This is a genomic window from Sphingomonas sp. CCH9-F2 (genome assembly GCF_001556735.1).
Lineage (GTDB): Bacteria > Pseudomonadota > Alphaproteobacteria > Sphingomonadales > Sphingomonadaceae > Sphingomonas > Sphingomonas ginsenosidimutans.
In genome coordinates this window covers 1-13,581 of sequence record NZ_LSJO01000496.1, presented here as the reverse complement: position 1 = coordinate 13,581, position 13,581 = coordinate 1, and the positions used below count along the sequence as shown (strand labels likewise).

The 13,581-nt window shown below is 68.8% G+C and carries 10 protein-coding genes; 9 read left to right on the top strand and 1 reads right to left on the bottom strand.

The annotated features are described in order from the left end of the window. From dusB to hflX, 7 genes are read left to right on the top strand one after another with little or no spacing between them, the layout of a single operon-like run. Nucleotides 1–999, top strand: coding sequence for a tRNA dihydrouridine synthase DusB (dusB, locus tag AX685_RS14015; RefSeq protein WP_066489741.1), 999 nt, complete (start codon nucleotides 1–3; stop codon nucleotides 997–999). After that, complete coding sequence (locus AX685_RS14010) at nucleotides 996–2,060, top strand: two-component system sensor histidine kinase NtrB (protein ID WP_066489738.1); 1,065 nt, start codon at nucleotides 996–998, stop codon at nucleotides 2,058–2,060. Before dusB ends, AX685_RS14010 begins: the two co-directional genes overlap by 4 nt. Next, nucleotides 2,057–3,502, top strand: coding sequence for a nitrogen regulation protein NR(I) (ntrC, locus tag AX685_RS14005; RefSeq protein ID WP_066489735.1), 1,446 nt, complete (start codon nucleotides 2,057–2,059; stop codon nucleotides 3,500–3,502). Before AX685_RS14010 ends, ntrC begins: the two co-directional genes overlap by 4 nt. A gap of 52 nt (nucleotides 3,503–3,554) precedes the next feature. After that, nucleotides 3,555–5,804, top strand: coding sequence for a sensor histidine kinase (locus AX685_RS14000; RefSeq protein WP_082740979.1), 2,250 nt, complete (start codon nucleotides 3,555–3,557; stop codon nucleotides 5,802–5,804). Between the two features lie 4 nt (nucleotides 5,805–5,808). Beyond that, nucleotides 5,809–7,179 (top strand): nitrogen assimilation response regulator NtrX, encoded by a 1,371-nt coding sequence (ntrX, locus tag AX685_RS13995; RefSeq protein WP_066489730.1) that lies wholly within the window; start codon nucleotides 5,809–5,811, stop codon nucleotides 7,177–7,179. Between the two features lie 39 nt (nucleotides 7,180–7,218). Continuing rightward, nucleotides 7,219–7,800, top strand: coding sequence for an RNA chaperone Hfq (gene hfq, locus AX685_RS13990; RefSeq protein WP_269450495.1), 582 nt, complete (start codon nucleotides 7,219–7,221; stop codon nucleotides 7,798–7,800). 17 nt (nucleotides 7,801–7,817) lie between these two features. Further along, nucleotides 7,818–9,104 carry a GTPase HflX gene (gene hflX / locus AX685_RS13985; RefSeq protein WP_066489726.1) on the top strand — a complete coding sequence of 429 codons (1,287 nt, stop codon included), beginning with the start codon at nucleotides 7,818–7,820 and terminating at the stop codon, nucleotides 9,102–9,104. A 12-nt stretch (nucleotides 9,105–9,116) separates the two neighbouring features. Here hflX and mazG read toward each other — a convergent pair whose 3' ends face one another. After that, a complete protein-coding gene (mazG, locus tag AX685_RS13980) occupies nucleotides 9,117–9,860 on the bottom strand; it encodes a nucleoside triphosphate pyrophosphohydrolase (protein ID WP_156445820.1) in 744 nt (247 codons plus the stop codon). A gap of 99 nt (nucleotides 9,861–9,959) precedes the next feature. Here mazG and AX685_RS13975 point away from each other — a divergent pair, with 99 nt between their 5' ends. Further along, nucleotides 9,960–12,476: a DegT/DnrJ/EryC1/StrS family aminotransferase gene (locus tag AX685_RS13975; RefSeq protein ID WP_066489721.1), complete on the top strand. Its 2,517-nt coding sequence runs from the start codon at nucleotides 9,960–9,962 to the stop codon at nucleotides 12,474–12,476. Further along, nucleotides 12,473–13,513 (top strand): glycosyltransferase family 2 protein, encoded by a 1,041-nt coding sequence (locus tag AX685_RS13970; RefSeq protein WP_066489719.1) that lies wholly within the window; start codon nucleotides 12,473–12,475, stop codon nucleotides 13,511–13,513. The genes AX685_RS13975 and AX685_RS13970 overlap by 4 nt, the downstream gene beginning before the upstream one ends. Nucleotides 13,514–13,581 lie beyond the last annotated feature (68 nt).

Sequence of the window (13,581 nt, the reverse complement as noted above, 5' to 3'; positions counted from 1 at the left end):
ATGACCGCGCTCTCTCCCATCCAGATCGGCCCCGTGACGATCGACCAGCCGGTCGTGCTGGCGCCGATGACCGGCGTCACCGACCAGCCGTTCCGCACGCTCGTCCGCCGCTACGGCTCGGGCCTGAACGTCACCGAGATGATCGCGAGCCAGGCCGCGATCCGCGAAACTCGCCAGTCTCTTCAAAAGGCTGCGTGGCATCTCTCGGAGGAGCCGGTATCGATGCAGCTGGTCGGCTGCACCCCGCACGAGATGGGGGAAGCGGCGAAGCTCGCCCGCGACAAGGGCGCCGCGATCATCGACATCAACATGGGCTGCCCGGTGCGCAAGGTGACCAACGGCGATGCCGGCTCCGCCTTGATGCGCGACCTCACGCTCGCCACCGCGATCATCCGCGCCGTCATCGCCGCCGTCGACGCCCCCGTGACGCTCAAGATGCGCATGGGATGGTGCCATGACAGCCTCAACGCCCCGGAACTGGCGAGAATCGCTGAAGATCTTGGTGTGCAGATGGTCACCGTCCACGGCCGTACCCGGAACCAGATGTACAAGGGGTCGGCCGATTGGGGCTTCATCCGACGGGTCAAGGATGCGGTGTCGATCCCGGTGATCGCCAATGGCGACATTTGCGGGATCGAGGATGCCGAGGCAGCGCTGGCGCAGTCGGGCGCGGACGGCATCATGATCGGGCGCGGCGCCTATGGCCGCCCGTGGCTGCTGGCGCAGGTGATGCACTGGCTGGCCACCGGGCAGCGGATGGCCGATCCATCGATCGAGGAACAATATCGCGTCATCATCGAGCATTACGACATGATGCTCAGCCATTATGGCACGTTCACGGGTGTCAACATGGCGCGCAAGCATATCGGCTGGTACACCAAGGGGATTCCCGGCTCCGCCGAGTTCCGCAACAGGGTGAACCAGGAACCCGATGCCGATCGCGTCAAGGCGATGCTCGCGGAATTCTACGCGCCGCACCGGATGCGGGACGCCGCATGATGCTGGCACAGCGCGGCCCGGACGAGGCGGAGTTGCTCGCCGCGCTGCCCGTCGCCGTGCTGGTCGTCGATCCGGACGATCGCATCGCGCGCGCCAATGCCGAATGCGAGACGCTGCTGAACCTGTCCGAGCGCGCGATGCTCGGCCAGCCGGTCGATGCCATCCTGAAGTTGCCGGAGGCCGCGACCCGTCGCGAAGGCCACGCCTTCGCCGCGTTCGACGCTGATCTGGAGACGTTCCGCGGGGTACGCATTCGCGTCGACGTGATCGAGACGGCGATCGTGGAGCATCCCGGCTGGCGAACGATCACGCTCCACAACGCCGCGGCGTCGCGCCGTCTTGGCATCTCCTCCGAACGCGCCGCTGCGGCGCGCTCCGCGGTGGGGGCCGCCGCGATGCTCGCGCATGAGATCAAGAACCCGCTGTCCAGCATCCGCGGCGCGGCGCAGTTGATCGCGGACGGGGCGGCGGCGGACGACCTGACGCGGCTGATAATCTCGGAGGTCGATCGCATCGCCGCGCTGATCGACCATATGGAGGATTTCACCGACACCCGCCCGCGCGAGACCGCGCCGCTCAACATCTATCCGCTGCTGGCGCATGCCCGCGACGTCGCGCTGGCCGGCTTCGCCCGGGGGATCACGATCGAGGAACGCTTCGACCCCTCGCTGCCGCAGGCGCTGGGCAACCGCGACGCGCTGCTTCAGATCATCCTCAACCTGCTCAAGAATGCGGCAGCGGCGCTCGGCGATCGCGGCGAGCGGCGGATCACGCTGGCGACCGCCTATCGCCATGGCATCACCGTGCCGACCGGCAAGGGCGGCGCGCGAGTCGCGCTGCCGATCGAGATCTGCGTGATCGATACCGGCCCCGGCGCCCCAGATGATATCGCCGAGCATCTGTTCGATCCGTTCGTGTCGAGCCGACCCGAAGGGAAGGGGCTCGGCTTGGCACTGGTCGACAAGTTGATCCGCGATATGGGTGGAATCGTTCAATATTCCCGCGAGGGGCAACCCCACCAGACGGTGTTCCGCCTGCTCCTGCGCCGGGCCAGCGCGTGACCGCTGGCCGCATCCTGCTGGTCGATGACGACGATGCCATCCGTACCGTCGTGGCCCATGCCCTGAAACGCGCCGGGCATCAGGTGCGCGCGGTCGCCACCCTGGGGGAGCTGGCGCGCGAGATGCGCTCGCACCCGCCCGACGTGCTGCTGACCGACGTCGTGCTGCCAGATGGGGACGGCATCGATCATGCCACGCGGATCGTCGCCGACCATCCCGACATGCCGGTCATCGTCCTGTCGGCGCGCAACACGCTGACCACCGCGGTGCGCGCGAACGAGGCGGGCGCCTATGACTATCTGCCAAAGCCGTTCGACCTCGACACGCTGACCCGCACCGTCGCCGCGGCGCTGGCCCGCCGGGCGGCCAATGCGGGCGAGGCGACGCCGTCGGAGGATGCGTCGCTGCCGCTGATCGGCCGTTCGCCGGCGATGCAGGACGTCTATCGCGTCATCGCGCGCGTGGTGTCGAACGACCTGACCGTGCTGGTGTCGGGCGAATCGGGGACGGGCAAGGAACTGGTCGCACGCGCGATCCACGATCTGGGCGCGCGCCGGGCCGCGCCGTTCGTGCCGATCAACATGGCCGCGATTCCGCGCGAGCTGATCGAAGCCGAGCTGTTCGGGCACGAACGCGGCGCCTTCACCGGCGCAGCGCAGCGCAGCGCCGGCCGCTTCGAACAGGCGGCAGGCGGCACGTTGTTCCTGGACGAGATCGGCGACATGCCGCTCGAGGCGCAGACCCGGCTGCTGCGCGTGTTGCAATCGGGCGAGTTCACCACGGTCGGCGGCGCGCGGACGATCCGCGCCGACGTGCGCATCGTCGCGGCGACCAACCGCGATCTGCAACAGGCAGTCGTCACCGGCCAGTTCCGCGAGGACCTGTACTACCGGCTCAACGTCGTGCCCATCGCGCTGCCCGCGTTGCGCGAACGGCGCGGCGACATCGCCGAACTGGCGCGGCACTTCCTGGATCGCGCCGCCGAAGCGGGGCTGCCGCGCAAGACGCTCGACGCCGCCGCGGTCGCGGCGCTGGAGGCCTATGACTGGCCCGGCAACGTGCGGGAGCTGGAAAACCTGATGCGGCGGCTCGCCGCGCTGTCGCGCGACGACCATATCGGCGCCGCCGAGGTACGCGCGACGATCGGTTCCGCCACGCCTAACGCGGATGCGGTGCCCGACGCGGGGATCGACGCTGCCGTCCATGCGATGATCGAGCGGCTGGCTCGCCAGGAGCCCCGCGCGCTCGATGACGGCTCGCTGTACGCCCGTGTCATTGCCGAAGTGGAGCGCCCGTTGATCGAGGCGATGCTGGCACGGCACGGCGGCAATCAGCTGCGCGCGGCCCGCGCGATGGGGCTGAACCGCAACACGCTGCGCAAGCGACTGGACATGCTCGGCATCGAGGTCGCAACGGGATCATGTGCCGCTTCCGACGGATGAAGCGCACAAATATGTGTTCTCGATGCAACAGGGATGTTGTAACGATGACATGATGACCGCGGGAGCCGCGCCCCCTTCCTCGTTGCGTCCGACGCTGCGCCCCGGCGGCTGGCCGGTCGTCACGCCTGTCGTGGAACTGACGGTACTGGGTGCCGCCATCGCTGTGGCGATCGGCAGCTATTTCGTGGTCAAGGGAGAGGGCGGGGCCGATGGCCTTCTCGCCCCCCCGATCGTGGCGCTGCTGCTGGTTGCGAACCTGGTGGCGGGGATCGCGCTGCTGATGCTGCTCGGTCGCCGGATCGCGCGCAGCCGCGCGGCACGATCGCCGGTCGGCGGGGAGGGGGTGCTCCATGTCCGCCTCGTCCTGCTGTTCTCGATCGTGGCGGCGGTGCCGGCGCTGCTGGTGACGATCTTCGCGTCGCTGCTGTTCCAATATGGCGTGCAATTCTGGTATTCCGACCGCTCGCGCGGGATGTTCGAGAATGCCGCCTCGCTGACGCGCGCCTCCTATGACCAGATCCTCCAGCGGTGGGAGGAAGCGACGATCACCATGGCGGACGATCTGTCCGCGTTCCTTCGCGAGGAGCCGATCGACGGCGCGGCCTTCCCCAATTTCTTCGGGCGACAGGTCTATTACCGCAGCCTGTCCGAAGGGGCGCTGTTCGCGCTCAATCCGCGCGGCGGGCTGCAGACGCTGGCGGTCGTCAATCCTTACGAGATCGACATCGCGCGCCAGATCACGCCGCAGGCGATCGCACGGCTGCAAAAGGATCAACGACGCAGCGACGTCGTCATCACCGGCGACCGGATCCAGGTATTCACGCGCCTTCCCGGCACGGCCGACGTCTACCTGTACGCCGCGCGCGTCACCGATCCCAAGGAGATGACGACGCAGACGACCCGCGCGGAGGCGGCGCTGCGAAACTATCGCCAGCTGTTGGCCAAGGCGCGCTCGCTCCAGTTGCAGTTCAACGCCGCGCTGTTGATCGTCTCGCTGCTGATCGTTGCCTTCGCGGTGTGGATCGCGCTGGCGGTTGCGGACCGGCTGGTGCGCCCGGTCGGCGAACTGGTCGACGCCGCGCGACGGGTGGAGGACGGCGACCTGTCGGCCCGCGCGCCCGATACGCTCGATCGCGACGAGCTGGGGACGCTCACCACCGCGTTCAACAGCATGACCGCGCGGCTGGAAACGCAGAACAACGCGCTCGTCACCGCCTATGCCCAGCTCGACAACCGCCGCGCGCTGATCGAGGCGGTGATGTCGGGGATTTCGGCGGGGGTCATCTCGGTCGACGGCAACGACCGGACAATCCGTCTCATCAACAGCTCGGCACAGCTGCTGCTGGGGCTGGAGGCGTCGCCCGTGGGACGCCCGCTGGCCGAGGTCGCGCCGGACCTCGCCCCGCTGCTCGACAAGGGTGCGCGCGAGGCTACCGTGCAGCTCAATGTGCAGGGCGAACCGCGCACCTTCGCGCTGCGCATCGCGCGAGACGGCGGCGGGCCGATCATCACCTTCGACGATATCACGCAGCAGCTGACCGACCAGCGCCGCGCCGCCTGGGCGGACGTTGCGCGCCGCATCGCGCATGAGATCAAGAACCCGCTGACCCCGATCCAGCTGGCCGCCGAGCGGCTGCAACGCCGGTATGGCAGCAAGATCGAGGCGGGCGACACCACCTTCGCACGGCTGACCGACACGATCGTCCGGCAGGTCGGCGACCTCAGGCGGATGGTCGACGAATTTTCGTCGTTCGCGCGGATGCCCAAGCCGGTGTTCCGCGAGGAATCGCTGGTCGACATCGCGCGCCAGACGATGTTCCTGCATGAAGTGGCGCACCCCGGCATCCGCTTCACGCTGGACCATCGCGATCCGGGCCCGACGCTGGTGTGCGATCGCCGCCAGATCGGCCAGGCGCTGACCAATATCGTCAAGAATGCGGTGGAGGCGGTCGAGGCGGCGGATCGCGGCGAAAGCATCGTGACGATGACGCTGGCCGAGACCGGCGAACGCACCGTCATCACCGTCGCCGACAGCGGCGTCGGCCTGCCGGTCGAGCGCGACCGGATCGTCGAACCCTATATGACCACGCGCGCGCGCGGCACCGGGCTGGGGCTGGCGATCGTCAAGAAAATCGTCGAGGAGCATTTCGGCACGATGACCTTCACCGACCGCCCCGAGGGCGGCACCATTGTCACGCTGTCGTTCGATACGGCGCAGCTTCACGCGCTGGCGACGAACGACGCATCGCCTTCCCAGGACGACGATCGCACGATCGCCGCCCTCACCAGAAACCGGATCTGACGCCATGCCGATCGACATCCTGGTCGTCGACGACGAACTCGACATTCGCGAACTGGTCGCCGGCGTGCTGGAGGACGAGGGCTATGGCACGCGCACTGCGGGCGACAGCGATTCCGCGCTGGAGGCGATCGCCGCGCGACGCCCCAGCCTGGTACTGCTGGACGTCTGGTTGCAGGGGTCGCGGCTCGACGGACTGGACCTCCTGGAGGAGATCAAGCGGCGCGATCCGTCGATCCCGGTGCTGGTCATTTCCGGTCACGGGACGCTGGACACCGCCGTCGCCGCGATCCGCAAGGGCGCGGCCGACTTCATCGAAAAGCCGTTCCAGGCCGAACGCCTGCTGTTGATGGTCGAGCGCGCGACCGAGACCGAGCGTCTGCGCGCCGAAGTGGCGTCGTTGCGCGCGGCAGCCGGGCGGGGCACCGACCTGACCGGAAGTTCCACCGCGATCAACGCCGTCCGCGCCACGCTGAAGCGCGTTGCCGGCACCGGCAGCCGCGTGCTCATCATGGGGCCGGCGGGCGTCGGCAAGGAGGTTGCGGCGCGGCTTCTGCACGGCTGGAGCCAGCGCGCGCACGCCAATTTCGTTATCGCCAGCACCGCGGGGATGAGCCCCGAGCGCGTCGAGGAAGACCTGTTCGGGATGGAGGAGGGCGGCGACCTGGTACGCACCGGCCTGCTGGAACAGGCGCATGGCGGCACGCTGTTCCTGGACGAGATCGCCGACATGCCCGCCGCGACGCAGGCGCGCATCCTCCGCGTGCTGACCGACCAGAGCTTTACCCGCGTCGGCGGCACGCGCGTGGTGAAGGTCGACGTGCGCGTCGTATCGGCCACCGCGCGCGACCTGTCGATCGAGATTGCGGAGGGGCGCTTTCGCGAAGACCTTTATTACCGCCTTAACGTCGTTCCCGTCTCGATCCCCCCGCTGGCCGAACGGCGTGAGGACATCCCCCCGCTGGTCGAGCATTTCGTGGCGCATTACGCGGCCGAACGCCGCGTGCCTGTGCCGGAGATCGCCACGGATGCGCTGGTCGCGCTCCAGTCCTACGACTGGCCGGGCAATGTGCGGGAACTGCGCAACGTGGTCGAACGGACGATCATCCTGGCCCCCGGCGACCGTATCGGGCGGATCGACCTGGACCTGCTTCCCGGTGAGGTGCTGGGCGGGCAGGATGGCGGCGCCGGGACCAGCGCGATCATGGGCGCCCCGCTGCGCGAGGCCCGCGAGACGTTCGAGCGGGAATATCTGCGCGTCCAGATCCGCCGCTTTTCCGGCAACATCAGCCGGACGGCCAGCTTCATCGGGATGGAACGCTCGGCCTTGCACCGCAAGCTGAAGCTGTTGGGCATCACCGACACGCGCGAGGAATAACGCACGCGCCACGTCTGGACGCAGGACACGGCGGTCCCTATTTTCGGCCGGTCGCAACGACGACGTACCCGACGCCGGCAACGGCGCGCCACGCGGGGAACCTCCCGCCAAAAACAAGGATATCATTCCATGGCCGACAAGCAGACCTCGCTCCAGGACCTGTTCCTGAATGCGCTGCGCAAGTCCAAGACCCCGGTGACCATGTTCCTGGTCAAGGGCGTGAAGCTCCAGGGGATCGTCACCTGGTTCGACAATTTCTCGGTCCTGCTGCGGCGCGACGGCCAGTCGCAGCTGATCTACAAGCATGCGATCTCCACCATCATGCCGGCCGGTCCGGTCGACGTCGCCGGCATCGTCGGCCAGCTGACCGAACAGCCGAAGAAGCAGCCGCAGTTGCAGGACATTTTCCTGTCGGCGGTGCGCAAGTCGGAAGATCCGGTGACGATGTTCCTGGTCAACGGCGTGATGTTGCAGGGCGCGATCGCCGGCTTTGATCTGTTCTGCATGCTCCTCCAACGCGACGGCATGGCGCAGCTGGTCTACAAGCACGCCGTTTCCACCATCCAGCCGTCGCGTCCGTTGAACCTGGCCGAGGAAGCCGGCGTCGCGGATGAGGATTGAGCGGCGGGGATGACGTCTTGAGCACCGGTTTCGAGCGCGACCGCGACGAGTTCAGCCGCGGCGCGCGCGCGATCGTGGTCTACCCGGATCTGGGCGGTTCGTCGCGCGACGCCGACGCCAGGCTGGAGGAGACCGCGGGCCTTGCCGAGGCGATCGGGGTCGTCGTCGTCGACCGCCTATCGTTCCGCGTCCGTACCCCGCGTGCCGCCACGCTGATCGGCTCCGGCCAGATCGAAGAGCTGGCAACGCGCGCGCGAATGGAGGACGCCGGCCTGATCGTCGTCGACGGCAGCCTGTCGCCGATCCAGCAGCGCAACCTCGAAACCGCGCTGGAGGCCAAGGTGATCGACCGCACCGGCCTGATCCTTGAAATCTTCGGGGAGCGGGCCGCGACCGCGGAGGGGCGGTTGCAGGTCGAACTGGCGCATCTCGACTATCAATCGGGGCGGTTGGTGCGCAGCTGGACGCACCTGGAACGCCAGCGCGGCGGCTTCGGCTTCCTGGGCGGACCGGGCGAAACGCAAATCGAGGCCGACCGCCGGCTGATCCGCGACCGGATGGCGCGGCTGCGGCGCGAGCTGGAGCAGGTGACCCGCACGCGCGGTCTGCATCGCGAGCGGCGGCAGCGCGCGCCCTGGCCGGTGATCGCGCTGGTCGGCTACACCAATGCCGGCAAGTCGACACTGTTCAACCGCCTGACCGGCAGCCATGTGATGGCGGAAGACCTGCTGTTCGCGACGCTCGACCCGACGTTGCGCCAGATCGCGCTGCCCGGCATCGACAAGGCGATCCTGTCCGACACGGTGGGGTTCGTTTCCGAACTGCCGACGCAGCTGGTCGCCGCCTTTAAGGCGACGCTGGAGGAGGTGGTGTCCGCGGATCTGCTGATCCACGTCCGTGACGTCGCGCATCCCGACACCGCCGCGCAGAAGGCGGATGTGGAGGGGGTGCTGACCGACGTCGGCGTCGCGGAAACCACTCCGCGGATCGAGGCGTGGAACAAGCTCGACCTGCTGAGCGGCGACGCGCGCGAGGAACTGCTGGTCGAGGCAGCGCGCCGCGACGACGTCATCCCGCTGTCCGCGCTGACGGGGGAGGGCGTCGATGCGTTGATCCGCCACGTCGCCGAACGGCTGACCGCCGGTCATCAACGCTATTCTGTGACGCTCGACGCCGGGGACGGGGCGGGGGCCGCATGGCTCCACGCGCATGGCGAGGTGCTGGCACAGGACGTGGAAGGCGCCAGCGTCACCTATGAGGTGCGGATGGCGCCCAGCGATTACGAACGGTTCGCCACGCGCTGAGATCGCCCGCCGTCAGCCGTGCTCGGCGGCCTTGGCGGCGCGCCACAACTGTTCCTTGGCGTCAAGGTCCATGCCCGCGAACGCCGCGCCGCCCATCTCCTCCATCTGGCCGAAGCGGCGTTCGAACTTGCCATTGGCCGCGCGCAATGCCGCTTCGGGGTCGACGCCCAGATGCCGCGCCCAGTTGACCACCGCGAACAGCAGGTCGCCGATTTCCTCCTTGCGCGCGGCATCGTTCGCGGCGCCGGCGACCTCCGCCAGTTCCTCGTCGATCTTGGCGCGCGGCCCGTCGGCGTCGGGCCAGTCGAAACCGACACGTCCCGCCCGCTTCTGCAGCTTCTCGGCGCGCGCCAGCGCAGGCAGGCCCAGCGCGACCCCGTCCAGCGCGCTCCGTGCCCCGCGCGCCGATCGCTCGGCGGCCTTCACCTCTTCCCATCGGTGGTGGCCGCCCTCGACCTCGTCGCCGAAGATATGCGGATGGCGTCGCTCCATCTTGTCGCTGATGGCGTCGACCACATTGGGCAGGGCGAAGGCGCCGGCTTCCTCGGCGATCCGGCTGTGGAACACCACCTGCAGCAGCAGATCGCCCAACTCGTCCTTCAGGTCCGCCAGATCGCCACGCTCGATCGCGTCGGCCACCTCATAGGCTTCCTCGATCGTATAGGGCGCAATCGTCGCGAACGACTGCGCACGGTCCCATTCGCATCCGCCCGGTCCGCGCAACCGCGCCATGATCGTCACCAATCGCTCGATCATCCCAATCCCCGCCATGAGTAAAACCCGGCCGATACGGGCACGAAGTCTTAAGTCCCACGCCTCATAACGCGCGTCATCGCGCCACCAAATGGACTTTCGATGGACCTGCCCCTTATCGCCCCGCGTCCCGCACGGCTCAGCCGGATGATCGCGCAACTGGAAGCGGTCGAGGCGTCGGGCACGTTCAGCAACAACGGGCCAGTGGTGCAGCAATTCGAGCAGGAGATGACCGAGCGATTGTTCGGCGGGCGCGGCGCATGTCTGGCGGTGGCGAATGCGACCCTGGGGCTGATGCTGGCGCTGCGGCACGCGCTCCACGGCCGCGACCCGGCGCGGTCGCTGGTGATCATGCCGTCCTTTACCTTTGCCGCGACGGCGCAGGCGGCGCTGTGGTGCGGCGCCACGCCGTTGCTGGCGGACTGCGATCCCGACGACTGGGCGCTGGATACTGCCGCGATCGGCCGCCTGATCGAACGCTACGGACGGCGCATCGGTGCGATCGTGCCCTACGCCACGTTCGGGAACAGCATCGATCTCGATCATTACGCCTGGCTGGCGCGTCGCCACGATCTGGCGGTGGTGGTGGACGCCGCCGCGTCGCTCGGCTCGCAGGATGCCGAGGGGCGGGCCTTCGGCACCGACGCGCCGTTTCCGGTGGTCTTCTCGATGCACGCGACCAAGACGTTCGCGACATCGGAAGGCGGTGTCGTCTATTGCCGCGATGCGGCGACGATCGCGGCGTTGCGCTCGATGGCCAACTTCGGATTCGACGGCGCGCGTTCCGCGACGCTGCCGGGCCTGAACGCCAAGCTGGCCGAGGTTCCCGCGCTGCTGGCGCTCGCCAAGCTTGACGAGATCGATGCCGTTTCCGCGCATCGCGAAACGCTGGCGGCGCGCTATCGCGAGCGGCTCGGCCGCTTCACATTGCAACGCCCCGCGGGGCATCGCCAGGCGATGCAGTTCTTTCCGGTGCTGCTGCCGCCCACGCTGGCGCCGCATCGCGACGCGATCGTCGCGCGCCTCGCCGAGCGCGGAATCGGTGCCGGCGCCTATTTCAGCCCGCATCTGGCCGAGCAGCCACACTTCCGCGAGACCTGCCTGATCGACGATCTGCCGGTGACGCACTATATCGCCGCGCGTGCGGTTGTCCTGCCGGTCACGGACGCGATGACGATCGCCGACGTCGACCGCGTCGCGCAGACATTCGGCCAGGTGTGCGACGCCATGCCGCGGCCCATCCGGGCGGCCGCCGCGGTACCCGCGGATCGCGAACTGGCCGCGGTCATTATCGGCGGAGGGCCGGCTGGCACCGCGCTGCTGTGTGCAGCGGCAAAGGCGGGACGCTTGGAGCAGATGGGAGCGCTCGGCACGACGATCGTCGATCGCGGCGATCGCGTCGGCGCGGGGTTGCTCGGCCGCTATGGCATCACCTCGGACAGCAGCGCCGAAACCTTCCTCACCGCCGACGCCGCGCTGCCCCCCGGCCTGTCGCTCGCCGGCGAGCCGGAGGAGCAGGCGATCCGCGCGCATATCGGGGGGCTGGGCGTACCGCTGCCCAAGGTGGGTGCGTACCTCGACCGGCTCGGCTCGGTCCTGTCCGAGCGACTGTGCGCGCTGGGCGGCGCGGTGCTGACCGGGCACGAGGTCGTCTCCGCCCGCCATGGAGCGGACGGCCTGTGGCATGTGCGGGCGCGCGAACGCGCGGACGGCAGCTCGGTCGAGCTGTCCGCCCGTTCGATCGTCGTCGCCACGGGCGGGTACCAGCCCGCGATCCGCCTGGTGGAGGAAAAGGTCGCCGGCCACACGCTGGTCGAACGCTGCGGCAGCCGGCTGATCCAGTCCGACACCTTGCTGCGCGAGGAGGGCGTGGAGGCACTGCGGCACCTGCTCGGCGATCGCGGACGTCCCCTCCGGATCGCGATCGTCGGCGGATCGACCAGCGCCATTTCCTGTGCCGCGCGCCTGTTGAAGGCGCAGCCCTCGCTGGCGCTCGACGCCGGCTCGATCACCGTTCTGCACCGTCGTCCGCTCCGACCGTTCTACCCCTCGGCAGAGGCGGCGCGCGCCGACGGCTATGACGATTTCACCGCCGACGATATCTGCCCGGTGTCCGGATTCGTCTATCGGCTCGCCGGCTTTCGGCTGGAGGCGCGGGAGCTGGTGATCCATTCGCTGGGCATCAACGGCCGCCGCGGCGATCCCCGCCTGCGTCTGCACCGCATGGCCGACGACGACGCGGCGTTGCGCATCCTGGACGACGCCGACTGCGTGGTCGCCGCCTTCGGCTATCGTCCCAACGCCCTGCCGCTGCTCGACGAAGGCGGGCGCGCGATCCGCCTGCGTAGCGACGGGCCGACCCATGGCGCGATGGTGGACGATCGCTGCCGGCTGGTCGATACAGCCGGGGCGCCGGTGCCGGGCGCGTTCGGGATCGGGCTGGCGGCCGGCTATGTCCCTTCGGGCCAACTGGGCGGCGAACGCAGCTTTCGCGGCCAGGCCAACGGCCTGTGGCTGTGGCAGAACGATGTCGGCCGCATCATCGTCGATCAACTGCTCGCGCGGGCGACTGATGAGGCGGGGCTGGGCGGGGCGAGGGCCGCGGGCGTCGCGCAATGAACGATCCGCAGGTCAGCGTCATTATCGCGGCCTATAACGGCGCACGCCTGATCACCGAGACGATTGCGAGCCTGACCGCGCAGACGCTCCGCGATTTCGAGATCGTCGTCGTCGACGATGCCTCTACGGACGACACGCTCGCCGTCCTGCGCTCGATCCCCGAACCGCGGCTGCGGATCGTCGCTGCGCCCGCGAACGGCGGCCCTGCGGTCGCACGCACGATCGCGTTGGGGCACGCGCGTGGGCGCTACATCGCGGGGCTGGACCAGGACGACCTCTGCCGCCCCGACCGCCTTGCCCGACAGCTTGCCTTTCTGGACACGCATCGCGACACCGTCCTTGTCGCGTCGGCCGCGGAACCGTTCGGGGAAGGGGGGCTGCCCGCGGTCGCCTCGCACGCCGGACTTACCGACCCCGACACGATCGACTGGCGACTGAGCTGGTGCAACCCGCTGGTGTGGTCGAGCGTGATGATCCGCGGCGACGCCGCCCGTGCGCTCGACCCGTTCGAGCGCGACGCCGTGCGGTTCGCGGAAGATTTCGACCTGTATCACCGCATCAGATCCTTCGGCCGGATCGCGCGGATCGACGCGCCTCTGATCCGCTACCGCCATCACGCCGGCGGCGTGTCGAAACACACCCGCGATCGCATGATCGCCGCCGCGGGCGAGGTGCTGGCGATACGCTATGCCGACGCCATGGGCGATACGGCGCCCCGTGCCGGCGCGTTGATGAGCCGCCATGCCGCCGCACGGCTGCCGGTGCCAGACGCAGAGACGCTGGGGGAAGTCAGCGGCATGCTTGCGGTCATCGTGCAAGTGTTCGGGCCGCTGGCACCGTCGGTGGCCCCGTCGGAAGCGGACAGATTGTGGTGGCAGATCGCACGCTCCGGCCTGCGCCACGGACGTTATGGCATCACCGACCTGAAGCGCGCCCGCCGCATCTTCACCCGGTCGAGCCTTGGCAACGTCCATCCGGCGGTTCTGCGCGATGCGGCGATCGGCTGGGCGCGCCGCCGCTGGCAGCAACCGGGATGAGAGCATCCCAACGGTGTTCCTGCCAGTTAGAAAAGACACAATCCGCGCCAGATAGAGATGGCACACGT

Excerpts from the sequence above, each read along its gene's own strand:
- AX685_RS13970 (WP_066489719.1), top strand. The coding sequence starts at position 12,473 with ATGAACGATCCGCAGGTCAGCGTCATTATCGCGGCCTATAACGGCGCA.
- AX685_RS14010 (WP_066489738.1), top strand. The coding sequence starts at position 996 with ATGATGCTGGCACAGCGCGGCCCGGACGAGGCGGAGTTGCTCGCCGCG.
- mazG (WP_156445820.1), bottom strand. The coding sequence starts at position 9,860 with ATGATCGAGCGATTGGTGACGATCATGGCGCGGTTGCGCGGACCGGGC.
- AX685_RS13975 (WP_066489721.1), top strand. The coding sequence starts at position 9,960 with ATGGACCTGCCCCTTATCGCCCCGCGTCCCGCACGGCTCAGCCGGATG.
- AX685_RS14000 (WP_082740979.1), top strand. The coding sequence starts at position 3,555 with ATGACCGCGGGAGCCGCGCCCCCTTCCTCGTTGCGTCCGACGCTGCGC.
- dusB (WP_066489741.1), top strand. The coding sequence starts at position 1 with ATGACCGCGCTCTCTCCCATCCAGATCGGCCCCGTGACGATCGACCAG.
- ntrX (WP_066489730.1), top strand. The coding sequence starts at position 5,809 with ATGCCGATCGACATCCTGGTCGTCGACGACGAACTCGACATTCGCGAA.